Origin of the sequence: Streptomyces sp. NPDC059852 (assembly GCF_042731455.1) — a bacterium.
In the GTDB taxonomy this organism is placed as follows: Bacteria; Actinomycetota; Actinomycetes; order Streptomycetales; family Streptomycetaceae; genus Streptomyces.
The window spans coordinates 1-16,660 of sequence record NZ_JBHWJK010000048.1 but is presented as its reverse complement, the minus strand read 5'-3'; the positions used below and the strand labels follow the sequence as shown (position 1 = coordinate 16,660).

The following is a 16,660-nucleotide window of genomic DNA, read 5'->3' as shown; positions in this document are numbered from 1 at the left end:
GGCCCGGCGGCGGCGCGCGCGGCGCGCGGGGGGGGGGGGGGGGGGCCCGCGGGGGGGGGGGGGGGGGGCGGGGGGGCGCCCCCCCCCGGGGGGGTGTCCGTCCTCGGTCGGGCGGCTCGGTGTCATGAGTGGTTCCGTCTTCCTGACGCCCGCCGCCGCGGGCGGACACCCCCCACCCCGGCCCCTCTCCGCCGTACGCGTCCGTCAGGTGGTGGCGACTTCCGTCGACGGGGGCTCGTTGGTGCCGGGGTGGGTGCGGACCTCGTCCGTGCACTCGTAGCGGCGGGGCGGGGTGTCCGCGGGGCCGCCCAGGATGACCGAGCCGTCGCCCTCGGCCGCCGCGGAGTCCGAGAAGGTGCAGACGATCTGGGCCAGGGCGTAGGACGTGAGGGAGGCCGGGGGTGTCGTCAGGCGCAGCGTTTCGTCCGGGTCGGTCCGGCGGGGCCCTGTGACGCCCATGGCGCCTCGGACGTCCGTGGTGTAGCCGGCCTCCTTCTCCGCCGACGACGGGCTCGCCTGGAGTTCGTCGAGGAGGCCCTGGGCCACCAGGACGCGGCGGGCCGCGTCGGCCGTGCCGTCGGGGACGCGGATGGTGCGGTCGACCGCGACCAGCTGGGAGCCGCACAGCAGGAAGACCTGGACCGGGAGGCCGCGGCCGGCCCGGGGGGAGGAGTCCGGTTCGGAGAGCGAGCAGTGGACGCGGGAGGGGGCAGGGCCGAAGTTGGTCGGTACCTCCGTGGACCGTATGCCGCAGCCGGCCAGGGTTATGGCGGCCAGGGAGAGGAGGGCCGGGAGACGCTTCATCAGTCCTCCTTCTTCGGTTCGTCCCGGGGGAGGCGCAGGGTGAAGACGGCGCCGCCGTCGGGGGAGTTGGCGGCGGTGATCTCGCCGCCGTGGATGTGGGCGTTCTCCAGGGCGATGGAGAGGCCCAGGCCGCTTCCCTCGGAGCGGGGGCGGGAGGCGCTGGCCTTGTAGAAGCGGTCGAAGACGTGCGGGAGGACGTCCTCGGGGATGCCGGGGCCGTGGTCCCGTACGTCGATGACCACGGCGTCGTCCTCCTCGCGGACCGTCACGCGCACCGGGGAGCCGCCGTGCTTGAGGGCGTTGCCGATCAGGTTGGCCAGGATGACGTCGAGGCGGCGCGGGTCGAGGCGGGCCATGATGCCGCGTTCGGCGTCGAGTTCGACTGCGTCCAGCCAGGCGCGGGCGTCGATGCAGGCGGTGATCTGGTCGGCCACGTCGACGTCGTCGAGGACCAGGCGGGCCGTGCCCGCGTCGAAGCGGGTGACCTCCATGAGGTTCTCGACGAGGTCGTTCAGACGGCGGGTCTCGCTGACCACCAGGCGGACCGCGGGCTCGATCATCGGGTCCACCGAGCCGGTCCCCGCCTCCAGCTCCTCTTCGAGGACCTCGGTGACGGCGGTGATCGCGGTGAGCGGGGTGCGCAGTTCATGGGACATGTCGGCCACGAAGCGGCGGGACGCCTCGTCCCGGCCGGCCATGTCGGCGACCCGTTTCTCCAGCGCCTCGGCCGCGTTGTTGAACGTCCGGGACAGATCGGCCAGTTCGTCCGTGCCGGACACCCGCAGACGGGTGTCGAGCTTGCCCTCGCCGAGGCGGCGGGCGGCCACGCCGAGGCGGTGCACCGGCTTGAGCACGGTCGTGGCGGCGGCCTGCGCGAGGAGCGCGGAGCCGATCAGGGCGAGGCCGGTGGCGATGCCCAGGGACCAGGCCAGGGAGTTGAGGTCCTTGGCCTCCTGTTCGAGGGACTTGAGCATGTAGCCGGTCGGGCCGCCGCCGATGACCTTGGTGCCGGCTATCAGGTACGGCTTGTCGTCCTCCACGATCCGCTGCCAGTACAGGTGGTACTCGGCCTTGTCGGAGGAGTCGACCCGCTGCTTCTCGTTGACCGCCGTGCGCAGGGACTCGGGCACGTCCGCGAGGGTGAAGCCGTCCAGGGCGCCGGAGCTGCTGTACAGCGGCTTGCCGTCGGCGTCCTGGGCGACGAGCAGCACGCTGAAACGCTGGCTGCTGTTCGCCATCTGCCCGGCGGTCTGCTGCAGTTCGTCCTGGGTGGGGCGCTCGGGCAGCAGTCCGGCCCGGTTCTGCATCTCCTGCTGGAAGTCGCGCAGCACCGCGTCCTGGGTGCGGGTGAGGACCGCCTCGCGGTTGAGCCAGTACGCGATCCCGGAGGCGGAGACGGCGGCGGTGAGCGCCACCAGGCCGAAGACGACCACCAGTCGCAGCCGCAGACTGGTGAGACGCAGCCTCGACCACACTCCCTTGCGAGCCGCGGCCCAGCCGCGGAGACCTGCCTGCGTGTCCGTCACTGAGGCGCGTCCAGGCGGTAGCCGACCCCGCGGACCGTGCGGATCAGGGTGGGCGAGGACGGGACGTCCTCGACCTTGGCGCGCAGCCGCTGCACACAGGCGTCCACCAGGCGGGAGTCGCCCAGGTAGTCGTGTTCCCAGACCAGGCGCAGGAGTTGCTGCCGGGACAGGGCCTGACCGGGCCGGCGGCTCAGTTCCAGCAGCAGGCGCAGCTCGGTCGGGGTGAGCTGGAGGTCCTCGCCGTTCTTCGTGACGGTCATCGCGGCGCGGTCGATGACCAGGCTGCCGAAGGTCGCGGCGTCGTTCGACTCCCGCTCCCCGCGGCGCAGCACCGCGCGGATCCGGGCGTCGAGGACCCGGCCCTGCACGGGCTTGACGACGTAGTCGTCCGCGCCGGACTCCAGGCCGACCACGACGTCGATGTCGTCGCTGCGGGCCGTGAGCAGGATGATCGGCAGCTGGTCGGTTCGCCGGATGCGCCGGCACACCTCGAAGCCGTCGATGCCGGGCAGCATCACGTCCAGCACGATCAGGTCCGGCCGCTGCTCACGCAGCAGTTTCAGACCGTCCTCGCCGGTGGCAGCGGTGGCCACCCGATGTCCCTGGCGCGTCAGTGAGAGCTCCAGGGCCGTACGGATGGCGTCGTCGTCCTCGATCAGCAACAGGGAAGGCACGCCGCACATTCTGGCCCATGCGGGGGTGGTGTTTCGACACCTGTACGAGCAGTTCGGCTACGCGCGCGTGGTGCTCGGGTGTCCCGGACCCCTGTGACAGGTCTGTGACAGTCGGCGGACAGCGCCATGAAAGTGGCCGGGCAGGATTCTCGGCACAGGCAAGACAGCACCGAAGAACACCGGAAGTCCACGACGGGGGGCGCGAGATGAACACGCTGCACGGCACCAGCACCAGCGCAGTGATCACGCGTCTGCACGACGTGAACGGGGGCCGGGGGACGACGGGGCGGGGGTGCGCTCGCGGCACGGGGCGTCAGCACACCGGTTACATGACGGTGGTCGACGGCCGCACGGGGGAGACGCACGGGGGAACCGCGTACGGGGAGGACTCGGGGGAGAGCCGGCGCTCGCTGTCGGAGGCGGAGTTCACCGCCTACGTCCAGGAGCGCCGCGCCTCCCTGTACGCCACCGCCTACCACCTGACCGGTGACCGCTTCGAGGCCGAGGACCTGCTGCAGAGCGCGCTGTTCTCGACGTACCGGGCGTGGGACCGGATCAGTGACAAGGCCGCCGTGGGCGGTTACCTGCGGCGGACCATGACCAACCTGCACATCAGCGCGTGGCGCCGCCGCAAGCTGAACGAGTACCCGACCGAGGAGCTGCCGGAGACGCCCGGCGACACGGACGCGATGCGCGGCACGGAGCTGCGCGCGGTCCTGTGGCAGGCGCTGGCCCGGCTGCCCGAACTCCAGCGGACGATGCTGGTCCTGCGCTACTACGAGGGCCGCACCGACCCGGAGATCGCGGAGATCCTCGGCATCAGTGTCGGCACGGTGAAGTCGAGCATCTGGCGCTCCCTGCGCCGGCTGCGCGAGGACGAGGTCCTCAGCTTCGGCCGTGACGAGGAGGACGCCTTCGGGGAGCTCGTCGCCTGAAGGTGAAGGGGGGACCGCTCGGGGGAGCGGTACCAGTGGGGGGACCCACGGGGGCTGGGGGGCCACCGGGGGGATCCACGGGGGAACGGGGGGTGCTCCACCACGGGGGAAGCGGTGGAGCACGACGGTGCGGGGCCGGGGCCGGGGGGTCCACCGGCCCCGTTTCCGTGTGCGGTCAGCGGGCGGTCATGTACGCGGCTCTCGACGGGTCGTCCCCGACGGCGACGGCCACGGTGGGATCGGCCCCCTCGACCGCGTAGACGCCGGTCGTGGCCTCGGGCAGACCGGTTCCCGGGTCGTCCGGGGTGTCCTCGCAGGCCGCCACGGTGACGGTGCCCAGCCGGTCGCCGACGGTGAAGCCGGACTTCTCCGTGGGCAGATAGTCGCGGCCGTCGTAGGTCACCCGGCCCGAGCAGGACGCCTCGCCGGCCTCCCCGCCCCCGCCCTGGCACCCGGCCACCGTCAGGACCGCCACCGTCACCAGCAGAACCGCACGCCTCATCGTTCGTCCTCTCCGTCGCGATGTGCTCGTGTCTGCGACGGAGAAGGCGGTGCGATCGTTCAGGCCGCCGGGGTCGGTGTCGCCGTGGCGGCCGCCGTGAGGCGGGTCAGGGCCTCGTCGCGGTCGCAGGCGTGGGCGCCCAGGGCCGTCTGGCGGGCCACGATCGAACGTTCCAGGCGCATCAGGCGCCAGCCGCGGCGCAGCAGGAACGGCACCGACTTGCGGCCCTCCCGCAGATCGCGCAGGAAGCGGCGCCGGAACGTCTTCACCGGGCCGCGGCTCAGGCACAGGGCGTCCGCCAGCAGGCCGAGCTCCCGGCAGCGCGAGACGATCTCGGCCGCGAAGATGCCCTCCGCGATGAACAGGGGGGTCTGCCCGATGTCCACGCTCTCGTGCCCGGTGCGGGCGCTCAGCGAGATGTCGTAGACCGGCACGTCCGTGCGCCGCGTGCGGCACAGGTCGGCGATCGCGGCGACGGCCGCGTCGGCGTCCCAGGAGCCGGGGTGGTCCCAGTCGATGTCGGAGCTCCCGGGGACCTGCGGCAGGGTCGGGTCGCCGGCCTCCTTGTAGAAGTCGTCGAGCCGCAGCACCGGAAGACCGGAGAGGGCCGCGAGGAGGGACTTGCCGGAGCCGGAGGGGCCGCAGAGCAGCACGACTCGCGTCGGTATGGGCACAGGGGAACTCACGGGACACCAGTGTGAGGCATCCACCGGCCCCCCGACGACCCGGCGGACGCCGTTGAAACGCGCATCACATCCAGGCGCCGGCACGCCGGGCGCGCGCCGGTACGGCGAAGAGCCGTGGCTCCCCCGGACGGAGGGGAGGCACGGCTCTCCGGTCGATGGGCGTCCTCAGTAGGAGGAGCCGGACGCGCCCAGCGAACCCGTCGGATGCCAGACCGTCTTGGTCTCCAGGAACGCCGTCATCCGGTCGGTGCCGGGAGCGGCCGACCAGTCGTCCACAGGCTGTGGACGCAGGACGCGCTTCAGATTGTCCGCCGCGGCGATCTCCAGCTCCTTCGCCAGCACCTCGTCGGCGCCCGCGAGGTCGATCGCGTTGACGTCCTGGTGCGCGGCGAGCGGCGTGGCGATCTCCGCCGTACGGCCGGAGAGGATGTTCACCACTCCGCCGGGGACGTCGGACGTGGCCAGGACCTCGGCCAGGGACAGGGCGGGCAGCGGGGCCTTCTCCGAGGCCACCACGACCGCCGTGTTGCCCGTCGCGATCACCGGGGCCACGACCGAGACCAGGCCCAGGAACGACGACTCCTGCGGCGCCAGCACGGCCACCACACCCGTCGGCTCCGGCGAGGACAGGTTGAAGTACGGGCCCGCGACCGGGTTGCCGCCGCCGACCACCTGCGCGATCTTGTCGGTCCAGCCGGCGTACCAGACCCAGCGGTCGATCGCCGCGTCGACCTGCTCGGCGGCCTTCGACTTCGACAGGCCCTCGGCGTCGGCGACCTCGTGGACGAACTGCGCCCGGCGGCCCTCCAGCATCTCGGCGACGCGGTAGAGGACCTGGCCGCGGTTGTACGCGGTCGCGCCGGACCAGCCGCCGACGGCCTTGCGGGCGGCGACCACCGCGTCACGGGCGTCCTTGCGGGACGACAGCGGTGCGTTCGCCAGCCAGTTGCCCTTCGAGTCCGTCACCTCGTACACCCGGCCGCTCTCGGAACGCGGGAACTTCCCGCCGACGTACAGCTTGTAGGTCTTCAGAACAGTCAAGCGCTCAGACATCGAGGTACGCCTCCAGGCCGTGGCGACCGCCCTCGCGGCCGAAGCCCGACTCCTTGTAACCGCCGAACGGCGAGGTCGGGTCGAACTTGTTGAACGTGTTGGACCAGACGACGCCCGCGCGGAGCTTGTTCGCCACGGCGAGGATCCGCGACCCCTTCTCCGTCCAGATGCCCGCCGACAGGCCGTACGGGGTGTTGTTGGCCTTGGCGACGGCCTCGTCCGGGGTGCGGAAGGTCAGGACCGACAGCACCGGGCCGAAGATCTCGTCCCGGGCGACGGTGTGCGCCTGCGTGACGTTCGTGAACAGCGTCGGGGCGAACCAGTAGCCGCTCTCCGGCAGGTCGCAGGCCGGCGACCAGCGCTCGGCGCCCTCCGCCTCGCCGCGCTCGACCAGGGAGGTGATGCGGCTCAGCTGCTCCTCGGAGTTGATCGCTCCGATGTCGGTGTTCTTGTCCAGCGGGTCGCCGAGACGGAGCGTGGACAGGCGGCGCTTGAGGGAGTCCAGCAGCTCGTCCTGGATCGACTCCTGCACCAGCAGGCGGCTGCCCGCGCAGCAGACCTGGCCCTGGTTGAAGAAGATCCCGTTGACGATCCCCTCCACGGCCTGGTCGATCGGGGCGTCGTCGAAGACGATGTTGGCGCCCTTGCCGCCGAGCTCCAGGGTGACCTTCTTGCGGGTGCCCGCGACCGTGCGCGCGATCTCCTTGCCGACGGCCGTGGAGCCGGTGAAGGCGACCTTGTCCACATCCGGGTGCGCGACCAGGGCGGCGCCCGCGTCGCCGTAGCCGGGCAGGATGTTGACGACGCCCTTGGGCAGGCCCGCCTGGCGGCAGATGTCCGCGAAGAAGAGCGCCGAGAGAGGGGTGGTCTCGGCGGGCTTCAGGACGACCGTGTTGCCGGTCGCCAGTGCCGGGGCGATCTTCCAGGCCAGCATCAGCAGCGGGAAGTTCCACGGGATGACCTGGCCGGCCACGCCCAGCGGGCGCGGGTTCGCGCCGTAGCCCGCGTGGCCGAGCTTGTCCGCCCAGCCCGCGTAGTAGAAGAAGTGCGCGGCGACCAGGGGGAGGTCCGCGTCACGGGTCTCCTTGATCGGCTTGCCGTTGTCCAGGGTCTCCAGGACGGCCAGCTCGCGGCTGCGCTCCTGGATGATGCGGGCGATGCGGAAGAGGTACTTGGCGCGCTCGGAGCCGGGCAGCGCGGACCACTTCTCGAACGCCTTGCGGGCGGCCCTCACCGCGCGGTCCACGTCCGCCTCGCCGGCCTGGGCGATCTCGGACAGGACCTCCTCCGACGACGGGGAGACGGTCTTGAAGACCTTGCCGTCCGCCGCGTCCGTGAACTCGCCGTCGATGAACAGGCCGTACGACGGCGCGATGTCGACGATCGAGCGGGACTCGGGGGCCGGGGCGTATGCGAATACCGATGCCATGGTGATCAGTCCACCGTCACGTAGTCGGGGCCGGAGTAGCGGCCGGTGGCCAGCTTCTGCCGCTGCATCAGCAGGTCGTTCAGAAGCGAGGAGGCGCCGAAGCGGAACCAGTGGTTGTCCAGCCAGTCCTCGCCGGCGGTCTCGTTGACCAGGACGAGGAACTTGACGGCGTCCTTGGACGTCCTGATCCCGCCGGCCGGCTTCACGCCGACCTGGATGCCGGTCTGGGCGCGGAAGTCGCGCACCGCCTCCAGCATGAGGAGGGTGTTGGCGGGGGTGGCGTTGACGGCGACCTTGCCCGTGGACGTCTTGATGAAGTCCGCGCCGGCCAGCATGCCGAGCCAGCTCGCGCGCCGGATGTTGTCGTACGTCGACAGCTCGCCGGTCTCGAAGATGACCTTGAGGCGGGCGGTGGTCCCGCAGGCCTCCTTCACGGCGGTGATCTCGTCGTGGACCTTCATGTAGTTCCCGGCGAGGAACGCGCCCCGGTCGATGACCATGTCGATCTCGTCGGCACCGGCGGCGACGGCGTCCCGCACGTCCGCGAGCTTCACGGACAGCGCGGCGCGACCCGCCGGGAAGGCGGTGGCGACCGAGGCGACCTTCACGGAGGTGCCGGCGACGGCCTCCTTCGCGGTGGCCACCATGTCGGGGTAGACGCAGACGGCCGCGGTCGACGGGGTCGTGCGGTCGGTCGGGTCGGGGCGGACCGCCTTGGCGCCGAGCGCCCGGACCTTGCCCGGGGTGTCCGCGCCTTCCAGCGTCGTCAGGTCGACCATCGAGATGGCGAGGTCGATGGCGTACGCCTTGGCGGTCGTCTTGATGGAACGGGTGCCGAGGGACGCGGCCCGCGCCTCCAGGCCGACCGCGTCTACGCCGGGCAGCCCGTGGAGGAAGCGGCGCAGCGTGCTGTCGGACGCGGCGACGTCCTTGAGTGCGTGAGCTGCGGCAGGTGCATTGGTGGGCATGGTCACCAGACGAGCATATCTACGCGCGTAGCGGCTGTACACCCCGTGAGGCGGAATCGGTGGGGGCGGGGTGAGGGGGGCGGGTGGGGTGCGTGGGGTGCGAGGGGCCTGTGGGGTGACCGGAGGCGTTGCGGGGTGGGGAGGCGTCGTGGGGTGGGGGCGGTGCGCTGCCGGGCGGGGGCGGTGCGCTGTCGGGTGCCGCGTTGTGAACAGGCGTTCAGGGGTGCGGCACAATCGGCAGCATGACGACCCCTGCTCCAAGCCCCGACCCTGCCACGAAGGACCGGGTCTACCGCTCGCCCCTGGGCATGCTCGGTGGTGCCCTCGTGCTGGCCATCGCCTTGTGGCTCGGCATCGACGCCCTGGTGATCGGCACGGGGCGCACTCCGTGGCTGGCCCTCGCCTCGCTCATCATGATCGTGCCGGTCATCACCGCGTTCACCCTGCGCCCGGCCGTCTACGCCAACGAGGAGCGCCTGCGGATCCGCAACCCGCTCCGGGTCGTCGTGCTGCCCTGGGGGCAGGTCGCGTCCCTGCGCTCGCGCTACTCCAACGAGGTCGTCACGGCGTCCGGCGCCAAGTTCGCGCTCTGGGCCATTCCGGTGTCGCTGCGGGCCCGCAAGAAGGCGGCGCGGCAGACGGCGGCCGCCGAGCGCGGCGCCTCGCGCGCCGGGCGCCGGGGCGGGGACCGGGGGCTCGGGCTGGACCTCGGCACGCCGGGCCGGGGTGCCGCCGCCGACGGGCCCGTGCGCGCCGAGACCGACAAGGTCATGGACGAGCTGCGGGAGCTGCTGGAGCGGTGGGAGGACCGGGCCTCGCGCAGTGACGCCCAGAATGCGGGGGAGGTCGGCGTGCGGTGGGCCTATGAGGTCATCGGGCCCGCGGTCGCGGGGGCCGTGCTGTTGGTGACCCTGCTCGCCGCGGGGTGAGTGGGGTCCGTTCGGCGCGATGTGCGGGGTGCCTCGGTTTCGTCGAGGCACCCCCGTGCTCGCTCAGATGCCCGCCGCCGCGGAGAGGTCGCTCTTGATCGCCGTCACCAGCTCCGTCGCCTTCGCGCGCGCTGTCGGCAGCGACTCGTGGTCCGCCACCGGGACCACCACCTCCAGGTAGCACTTGAGCTTGGGCTCCGTGCCACTGGGGCGGACGATGACGCGCGCGCCCTCCAGCGTGTAGCGCAGGCCGTCCGTGGGCGGGAGCCTGTCCGTGCCCTTGGTGAGGTCCTCGGCGCGGGTGATGCGCAGGCCCGCCAGTTCGGTCGGCTGCTGTTCGCGCAGACGGCGCATCGCGTCCGCGATGACCGACAGGTCCTCGACGCGGACCGAGAGCTGGTCCGTCGCGTGCAGGCCGTGCTCCACGGCCAGGTCGTCCAGGAGGTCGGTCAGCGTACGGCCCTCGGCCTTGAGCGTCGAGGCCAGTTCCGTGATCAGCAGGGCCGCCGTGATGCCGTCCTTGTCGCGTACGCCGTCCGGGTCGACGCAGTAGCCGAGCGCCTCCTCGTAGCCGTAGCGCAGGCCGTCCACCCGGGCGATCCACTTGAAGCCGGTCAGGGTCTCCTCGTACGGCAGCTTCGCCTTCTCGGCGATCCGGCCGAGGAGGGAGGACGAGACGATCGACTCCGCGAACGTGCCCTGGGCCCCGCGGGCGACCAGGTGCGCGGCGAGCAGGGCGCCGACCTCGTCGCCGCGCAGCATGCGCCACGCGCCGTTCTCCTTGACGGCCACCGCGCAGCGGTCGGCGTCCGGGTCGTTGGCGATGACGAGGTCCGGGTCCTCCTCGCGGGCCTTGGCGAAGGCCAGGTCCATCGCGCCGGGCTCCTCCGGGTTGGGGAACGCGACGGTGGGGAAGTCCGGGTCGGGCTCGGCCTGCTCGGCGACCAGGGCGGGGGTGGGGAAGCCCGCGCGCGCGAAGGCTGCCAGGAGGACGTCCTTGCCGACGCCGTGCATCGCCGTGTAGACGGTGCGGGCGGTGCGGGGGGAGTCCTGGGCGAGGACCGCGTCGGTGCGGGCGAGGTAGGCGTCCAGGACGCCGTCGTCCAGGGTCTCCCAGCCGGTGTCGGGGCGGGGGACGTCGTGGAGGGACGCGATCGCGGCGATCTCGGCGGCGATCTCGGCGTCGGCGGGCGGCACGATCTGGGAGCCGTCGCCGAGGTAGACCTTGTAGCCGTTGTCGCGGGGCGGGTTGTGGCTGGCGGTGACCTCCACGCCGGCCACCGCGCCGAGGTGCCTTATCGCGTACGCGAGGACCGGGGTGGGGAGGGGGCGGGGCAGGACGGCGGCGCGGAGGCCGGCGCCGGTCATGACGGCGGCCGTGTCCCGGGCGAACTCCGAGGACTTGTGGCGGGCGTCGTATCCGATCACGACCAGGCCGTCCGTGTGCCCTTGCGCCGTGAGGTACGCGGCGAGGCCGGCGGCTGCGCGGATGACGACCGCGCGGTTCATGCGGAGCGGGCCGGCTCCGAGTTCGCCGCGCAGACCCGCGGTGCCGAACTGGAGGGTGCCGGCGAAGCGGGCGGCGAGCTCGTCGGTGTCCCCGGCGTCCAGGAGCGCGGCCAGCTCGGCGCGGGTCTCCGGGTCGGGGTCCTCGGCGAGCCATGCCTGGGCGCGGGCGATGAGGTCGTCTTGCACGTCGGGTCAGCCTCTCGTGGTGGTCGGGGGCGGTGCCTGCGGCGGCCCGTTTCGGAGGGTGGGGGTTTCTGTGGCGCCGGCGCGTGTGGAGGGTGCGGGCACGGGGTGGGGGGTGTCCGTCCTCGGTCCGGCGGCTCGGTGCCGTGTTCTGTGCCGTCTTCTTGACGCCGGACGCTGCGGGCGGGCACCCCCCACCCCGTGCCCTCCCCGCCGTGTGCGGCTGCGGCACGGGGGCCTCACCGTGGGTACGGCTACAGGCGGCCCAGCACCTGGGCGAGGAGGGAGCCCATGCGGGCGGCCGAGTCGCGGCCCGCCTGGAGGACCTCCTCGTGGTTGAGGGGTTCGCCCGTCATGCCGGCGGCCAGGTTCGTGACCAGGGAGATGCCGAGGACCTCGGCGCCGGCCTCGCGGGCGGCGATCGCCTCGAGGACCGTCGACATGCCGACCAGGTCCGCGCCGATCACACGGGCCATGCGGATCTCGGCCGGCGTCTCGTAGTGCGGGCCGGGGAACTGCGCGTAGACGCCCTCCTCGAGGGTGGCGTCGATCTCCTTGCACAGGGCGCGCAGGCGCGGGCTGTAGAGGTCGGTGAGGTCGACGAAGTTGGCACCGACGATGGGGGAGGTGGCGGTGAGGTTGATGTGGTCGCTGATCAGGACCGGCTGGCCGGGGCGCATGCCCTCGCGGAGGCCGCCGCAGCCGTTGGTGAGCACGATCGTCTTGCAGCCCGCGGCGACGGCGGTGCGCACGCCGTGGGCGACGGCGGCCACGCCGCGGCCCTCGTAGTAGTGCGTGCGGCCCAGGAAGACCAGGGCCCGCTTGTCGCCCGTGCGGTACGAGCGGATCTTGCCGCCGTGCCCTTCGACCGCCGGCGGCGGGAAGCCGGGCAGCTCGGTGACCGGGAACTCGGCCTCGGGCGCGCCGAGGGCGTCCACGGCCGGTGCCCAGCCGGAGCCCATCACCAGGGCGACGTTGTGGGTCTCGGCGCCCGTGAGTTCGCGCAGGCGCGCGGCGGCGGCGTCGGCGGCCGCGTGCGGGTCGCCCTGGATGTCGTCCGGAAGGAGAGATGCGTTCACGCGACTGAGGGTAGCCGGTTTGGGCCTACGCGCGTAGATGACGGAGCTCACGGGATGACGATCGTTGTCTTGTCGTATCCGACAAGGGGTGGGATTCAGCAGGGGCGCTTGCGGAGTCCCATGACGTAGTCGTGGGGGGCTCCGGCGGATTCGGCCGCGTCGGCGATCTCGCCCAGGTAGCGGGCCGAGGGGAGGCCGCCCTCGTAGGCGTTCAGGACGTACGTCCAGGCCTGCTCCTCGCCCTCCAGGGTGTGGACGCGGACGCGTAGGCGGCGGTATATGCCCAGGCCCACGCCCTCCCAGCGGTCCAGGGACTCCTCGTCCATCGGCGCGATGTCGTAGAGCGCGACGAAGACCTGTTCCAGCGGGTCCTCGACGAGCGTGGCGAGCGCGCCCTCCCAGCCGAGCTGTTCGCCGCCGAACGTCAGCCGCCACCCGTTGAGCCAGCCGGTGGCGCGCAGCGGCGAGTGGGGGGCGCGGCGGGTCATCAGCCGCGCGTCGAGATTGCCGGCGTACGCGGCGTAGAGCGACATGGGGGGAAGGGTACGGCAGTGCCACTCCCGTAACGGTGGTGTCTCGTGGTGGCCCCCCAGGCGGTCGCACCCCGGCGCGTGCGGGACAATGGAGTACGTGACTCGGATCGTGATCATCGGTGGCGGACCCGGCGGATACGAAGCGGCGCTGGTGGCCGCTCAGCTCGGCGCGGAGGTGACCGTCGTCGACTCCGACGGTCTGGGCGGGGCGTCGGTGCTGACCGACTGCGTGCCGTCCAAGACTCTGATCGCCACGGCCGAGGTGATGACCACCTTCGACTCCTCGTACGAGGAGCTGGGCATCATCGTCGCCGACGACACCCCGCACATCGACACGCCCGCGCGTGTCGTGGGCGTCGACCTGGGCAAGGTCAACCGGCGTGTGAAGCGGCTCGCGCTCGCCCAGTCGCACGACATCACCGCGTCGGTGACGCGGGCCGGCGCCCGGGTCATGCGCGGGCGCGGGCGGCTGGAGGGCATGCAGGCCCTCGACGGGTCGCGCAAGGTCGTGGTGCGGACCGCCGACGGCAGCGAGGAGACGCTGGTCGCCGACGCCGTGCTCATCGCGACGGGCGGTCACCCGCGCGAGCTGCCCGACGCCCAGCCCGACGGCGAGCGCATCCTGAACTGGACCCAGGTCTACGACCTCGACGAGCTGCCCGAGGAGCTCATCGTGGTGGGTTCGGGTGTGACCGGTGCCGAGTTCGCGGGTGCCTACCAGGCGCTGGGTTCGCGGGTCACGCTCGTCTCGTCGCGGGACCGGGTGCTGCCCGGGGAGGACCCGGACGCCGCCGCCGTGCTGGAGGACGTCTTCCGGCGTCGTGGCATGAACGTCATGGCGCGTTCGCGTGCCGCCGCCGCCAAGCGCGTCGGCGACCGGGTGGAGGTGACGCTGGCGGACGGCCGGGTCATCAGCGGCAGCCACTGCCTCATGGCCGTCGGCGCCGTCCCGAACTCCGAGGGCCTCGGCCTGGAGGAGGCCGGCGTCAAGGTGCGGGAGTCCGGGCACATCTGGACGGACAAGGTGTCCAGGACCACCGCGCCGGGCGTGTACGCCGCCGGTGACGTCACGGGCGTCTTCGCTCTCGCCTCGGTCGCGGCGATGCAGGGGCGGATCGCCATGTACCACTTCCTGGGCGACGCGGTGGCCCCGCTGAACCTGAAGACCGTGTCCTCGAACGTCTTCACCGATCCCGAGATCGCCACCGTCGGGTACACCCAGGCCGACGTGGACGGCGGGAAGATCGATGCCCGTGTGGTGAAGCTGCCGCTGCTGCGCAATCCCCGCGCGAAGATGCAGGGCATCCGGGACGGCTTCGTCAAGATCTTCTGCCGGCCGGGCACCGGCATCGTGGTCGGCGGTGTGGTCGTCGCCCCGCGTGCCTCGGAACTGATCCACCCCATCTCGATCGCCGTCGACAACAATCTGACGGTCGAGCAGATCGCGAACGCCTTCACCGTGTACCCCTCGCTTTCGGGGTCGATCGCCGAGGTCGCCCGGCAGCTGCACACGCGCAAGGCGGGCGCCGACCTCTGACGGCCGGATCCGACTCCCCGCTGGTCACGGGGAGTTGCCGGACATGCGGGCGGCATAGGCGGCGGGACTAGGCCTTATACCACTGCGCATGCCCGCGTACGAACAACTTCTGTTATTCGGCGCAAACTGCTGAAAGCAGACGGTCGTTGGGGTTACTGTCAGTTTCGTGTTCGCTGCAGAACGTCGCCAATTGATCCTCGAAATGGTGCGAGCGAACGGGGCCGTGTCGCTCCGTGAGCTCGCCCGCGTCGTCCAGACCTCCGAAGTGACCGTACGGCGGGACGTGCGCGCACTGGAGGCAGAAGGACTCCTCGACCGCCGGCATGGCGGTGCGGTATTGCCGGGCGGGTTCACGCGGGAGTCCGGCTTTCCGCAGAAGTCACATCTCGCGACCGCCGAGAAGACCGCCATCGCCGACCTCGCCGCGAACTTCGTGGAGGAGGGCGAGGCCATCGTCGTCGGGGCGGGGACCACCACCCAGGAGCTGGCCCGCCGGCTCGCCCGGGTGCCCGGGCTGACCGTCGTCACCAATTCGCTGTTGGTGGCACAGGCACTGGCCCACGCCAACCGGGTCGAGGTCGTGATGACCGGCGGCACGCTGCGCGGTTCGAACTACGCCCTCGTCGGCAGCGGAGCCGAGCAGTCCCTCCAGGGGCTGCGGGTGTCGCGGGCCTTCCTCTCCGGGAGCGGGCTGACAGCCGAGCGCGGGCTGTCCACGTCCAACATGCTGTCGGCGTCCGTCGACCGGGCGCTGGTGCAGGCCGCCGCGGAGGTCGTCGTCCTCGCCGACCACACCAAGCTCGGCACCGACACGATGTTCCAGACGGTGCCCTCGGACGTCATCACGCGGCTGGTCACCGACGAGCCGCCGGCCCATGACGACCGTGCCCACACCGAGCTCCAGGCCCTCGCCGACCAGGGGGTGCAGATCGCCGTGGCCGGGGCGGCCGGGGCGCCGGGGGGTGACGAGGTCCCGGCGCGCCGGCAGCAGCAGCGCGCGCTGCCGGGACCGCGCCGGGGTCAGGCTCCGCCGGGACTGCGGCCCGCCGCCGCGACGATGCTCGGTGAGCAGGGCGCCGAGCGGGAGCGGGCCCGGGTCGCCGACCTGCGGCGGCGCTGACCCCTCAGGGCTTCAGGCCCCGCAGGGTCAGGTTCAGCAGCCGGTCCGCGAGGTCCGGGTCGGACGGGGTCTCCTCCGCCGCCAGGGCGATCGCGTGCGTCAGCTGGAGCAGGTCGGCGATCGCCACGTCCGCGCGGACGGAGCCGGCCTGCTGGGCGCGGGCGAGCAGCGCCCCGCCCGCCTGCCGGATCGGGTCGCTGCACCGGGCGAGCGCGGAGGAGCCGTCGGCCGGGACGGCCATCAGGGAGCGGGCCAGCCCGCGGTACTCGCCCGCGTGCGTCACCGTCTCCCGCAGCCAGGTCACCAGGGCCGCACAGGGCTCCGGGGCGTCGAGGAGCTGGCGCGAGCGGGCCAGCAGCTCGCCGACCGCGTCCTCGAAGACGGCGCTCACCAGGGCGTCCCGGTTGGGGAAGTGCCGGTACAGCGTGCCGATGCCGACGCCGGCCCGCCGGGCCACGTCCTCCAGGGACGCGTCGGTGCCGTGCTCGGCGAAGGCCGCGCGGGCCTCCGTCAGCAGCCGTTCGTGATTGCGGCGGGCGTCCGCGCGCATGGCGCGCGCGGGCGCCACGAGGTCCTCGCTCCCCGCTCGCTCGCGTGAGGTCGCGCCCACCCTGCCTCCTAGTCGACCCGCGCCGATGCCTCCACAATGCCACCCGTACGACGCGGAGGCGCCCGGCGGACCGTCCATGGGTCCGCCGGGCGCCTCCGGTGCCGTGGGGCGTCAGTCCTTGATCTCGCAGATCGGTGCGCCCGAGGTGAGGGAGGCGCCGACCTCGGCGGTCAGGCCCTTGACCGTGCCCGCCTTGTGGGCGTTCAGCGGCTGCTCCATCTTCATGGCCTCCAGGACGACGATCAGGTCGCCCTCCTTGACCTCCTGGCCCTCCTCGACCGCGACCTTGACGATCGTGCCCTGCATCGGGGAGGCGAGGGTGTCGCCGGAGGCCGCCGGGCCGGACTTCTTGGCCGCGCGGCGCTTCGGCTTGGCTCCGGCGGCGAGGCCGGTGCGGGCCAGCGACATGCCGAGCGAGGCAGGGAGGGAGACCTCCAGGCGCTTGCCGCCGACCTCGACGACGACCGTCTCGCGGCTGGTGTCCTCGTCCTGGTCGGTGTCGGTGGGGGTGGTGAAGGGTTTGATGTCGTTGACGAACTCGGTCTCGATCCACCGGGTGTGGACCGTGAAGGGGTCCGTGGAG

17 protein-coding genes are annotated in these 16,660 nt (G+C 72.4%); 4 read left to right on the top strand and 13 right to left on the bottom strand.

All coding sequences use genetic code 11. The features are described 5' to 3' along the window. Positions 1-204: 204 nt before the first annotated feature. Genes ACFV46_RS33415 through afsQ1 form a run of 3 tightly spaced genes read right to left on the bottom strand, consistent with a single transcriptional unit; the run spans position 205 to position 3,004 of the window. A complete protein-coding gene (locus ACFV46_RS33415; protein WP_361926608.1) occupies positions 205-804 on the bottom strand; it encodes a hypothetical protein in 600 nt (199 codons plus the stop codon). Beyond that, the gene (locus ACFV46_RS33410) at positions 804-2,330 is read right to left on the bottom strand and encodes a HAMP domain-containing sensor histidine kinase (protein WP_361926606.1); all 1,527 of its coding nucleotides are present in this window, start codon (positions 2,328-2,330) and stop codon (positions 804-806) included. Before ACFV46_RS33410 ends, ACFV46_RS33415 begins: the two co-directional genes overlap by 1 nt. Continuing rightward, complete coding sequence (gene afsQ1 / locus ACFV46_RS33405) at positions 2,327-3,004, bottom strand: two-component system response regulator AfsQ1 (protein ID WP_037886857.1); 678 nt, start codon at positions 3,002-3,004, stop codon at positions 2,327-2,329. Before afsQ1 ends, ACFV46_RS33410 begins: the two co-directional genes overlap by 4 nt. Before the next feature lie 206 nt (positions 3,005-3,210). Between afsQ1 and ACFV46_RS33400 the strand changes: the two genes are divergently transcribed. Next, complete coding sequence (locus ACFV46_RS33400) at positions 3,211-3,939, top strand: SigE family RNA polymerase sigma factor (RefSeq protein WP_361926603.1); 729 nt, start codon at positions 3,211-3,213, stop codon at positions 3,937-3,939. 175 nt (positions 3,940-4,114) lie between these two features. Here the strand turns inward: ACFV46_RS33400 and ACFV46_RS33395 are convergent, their stop codons facing one another. The 5 genes from ACFV46_RS33395 to deoC form a co-directional block, all read right to left on the bottom strand. Further along, positions 4,115-4,441: a DUF6281 family protein gene (locus ACFV46_RS33395; RefSeq protein ID WP_385500956.1), complete on the bottom strand. Its 327-nt coding sequence runs from the start codon at positions 4,439-4,441 to the stop codon at positions 4,115-4,117. A gap of 59 nt (positions 4,442-4,500) precedes the next feature. After that, positions 4,501-5,115, bottom strand: a complete 615-nt coding sequence (locus ACFV46_RS33390) for a uridine kinase (RefSeq protein ID WP_376729873.1) — start codon at positions 5,113-5,115, stop codon at positions 4,501-4,503. A 177-nt stretch (positions 5,116-5,292) separates the two neighbouring features. Further along, entirely contained in the window at positions 5,293-6,180 is an 888-nt protein-coding gene (locus ACFV46_RS33385) for an aldehyde dehydrogenase family protein (protein WP_385500955.1), read from the bottom strand. Then, on the bottom strand, positions 6,173-7,609 hold the full coding sequence (locus ACFV46_RS33380; protein WP_361926591.1) for an aldehyde dehydrogenase family protein: 1,437 nt from the start codon (positions 7,607-7,609) through the stop codon (positions 6,173-6,175). Before ACFV46_RS33380 ends, ACFV46_RS33385 begins: the two co-directional genes overlap by 8 nt. Before the next feature lie 5 nt (positions 7,610-7,614). Next, complete coding sequence (deoC, locus tag ACFV46_RS33375) at positions 7,615-8,577, bottom strand: deoxyribose-phosphate aldolase (RefSeq protein WP_361926837.1); 963 nt, start codon at positions 8,575-8,577, stop codon at positions 7,615-7,617. Between the two features lie 242 nt (positions 8,578-8,819). Here deoC and ACFV46_RS33370 point away from each other — a divergent pair, with 242 nt between their 5' ends. Then, a complete protein-coding gene (locus tag ACFV46_RS33370; RefSeq protein WP_385500954.1) occupies positions 8,820-9,506 on the top strand; it encodes a PH domain-containing protein in 687 nt (228 codons plus the stop codon). A gap of 63 nt (positions 9,507-9,569) precedes the next feature. On the opposite strand, the gene ACFV46_RS33365 is transcribed toward ACFV46_RS33370, so the two are convergent. The 3 genes from ACFV46_RS33365 to ACFV46_RS33355 form a co-directional block, all read right to left on the bottom strand. Further along, positions 9,570-11,201, bottom strand: a complete 1,632-nt coding sequence (locus tag ACFV46_RS33365; RefSeq protein WP_385500952.1) for a phospho-sugar mutase — start codon at positions 11,199-11,201, stop codon at positions 9,570-9,572. 251 nt (positions 11,202-11,452) lie between these two features. After that, positions 11,453-12,277, bottom strand: a complete 825-nt coding sequence (locus tag ACFV46_RS33360) for a purine-nucleoside phosphorylase (protein WP_385500951.1) — start codon at positions 12,275-12,277, stop codon at positions 11,453-11,455. Positions 12,278-12,372: 95 nt separating this feature from the next. Next, positions 12,373-12,810, bottom strand: a complete 438-nt coding sequence (locus ACFV46_RS33355) for a gamma-glutamylcyclotransferase (protein WP_361926584.1) — start codon at positions 12,808-12,810, stop codon at positions 12,373-12,375. Between the two features lie 88 nt (positions 12,811-12,898). Between ACFV46_RS33355 and ACFV46_RS33350 the strand changes: the two genes are divergently transcribed. Next, complete coding sequence (locus ACFV46_RS33350; RefSeq protein ID WP_361926581.1) at positions 12,899-14,347, top strand: NAD(P)H-quinone dehydrogenase; 1,449 nt, start codon at positions 12,899-12,901, stop codon at positions 14,345-14,347. 166 nt (positions 14,348-14,513) lie between these two features. Further along, a complete protein-coding gene (locus tag ACFV46_RS33345; protein ID WP_361926579.1) occupies positions 14,514-15,467 on the top strand; it encodes a DeoR/GlpR family DNA-binding transcription regulator in 954 nt (317 codons plus the stop codon). Between the two features lie 4 nt (positions 15,468-15,471). On the opposite strand, the gene ACFV46_RS33340 is transcribed toward ACFV46_RS33345, so the two are convergent. Continuing rightward, on the bottom strand, positions 15,472-16,017 hold the full coding sequence (locus ACFV46_RS33340) for a helix-turn-helix domain-containing protein (protein WP_361926834.1): 546 nt from the start codon (positions 16,015-16,017) through the stop codon (positions 15,472-15,474). A 171-nt stretch (positions 16,018-16,188) separates the two neighbouring features. Further along, positions 16,189-16,660, bottom strand: a 472-nt coding sequence (locus ACFV46_RS33335) for an acetyl-CoA carboxylase biotin carboxyl carrier protein subunit (RefSeq protein WP_385500950.1), incomplete at its 5' end; no start/stop codon positions are given.

Coding starts and splice junctions, on each gene's coding strand:
- ACFV46_RS33415 (WP_361926608.1), bottom strand. CDS start 804: ATGAAGCGTCTCCCGGCCCTCCTCTCCCTGGCCGCCATAACCCTGGCC.
- ACFV46_RS33400 (WP_361926603.1), top strand. CDS start 3,211: ATGAACACGCTGCACGGCACCAGCACCAGCGCAGTGATCACGCGTCTG.
- ACFV46_RS33395 (WP_385500956.1), bottom strand. CDS start 4,441: ATGAGGCGTGCGGTTCTGCTGGTGACGGTGGCGGTCCTGACGGTGGCC.
- ACFV46_RS33385 (WP_385500955.1), bottom strand. CDS start 6,180: ATGTCTGAGCGCTTGACTGTTCTGAAGACCTACAAGCTGTACGTCGGC.
- ACFV46_RS33380 (WP_361926591.1), bottom strand. CDS start 7,609: ATGGCATCGGTATTCGCATACGCCCCGGCCCCCGAGTCCCGCTCGATC.
- deoC (WP_361926837.1), bottom strand. CDS start 8,577: ATGCCCACCAATGCACCTGCCGCAGCTCACGCACTCAAGGACGTCGCC.
- ACFV46_RS33370 (WP_385500954.1), top strand. CDS start 8,820: ATGACGACCCCTGCTCCAAGCCCCGACCCTGCCACGAAGGACCGGGTC.
- ACFV46_RS33355 (WP_361926584.1), bottom strand. CDS start 12,810: ATGTCGCTCTACGCCGCGTACGCCGGCAATCTCGACGCGCGGCTGATG.
- ACFV46_RS33350 (WP_361926581.1), top strand. CDS start 12,899: ATGGAGTACGTGACTCGGATCGTGATCATCGGTGGCGGACCCGGCGGA.
- ACFV46_RS33340 (WP_361926834.1), bottom strand. CDS start 16,017: ATGCGCGCGGACGCCCGCCGCAATCACGAACGGCTGCTGACGGAGGCC.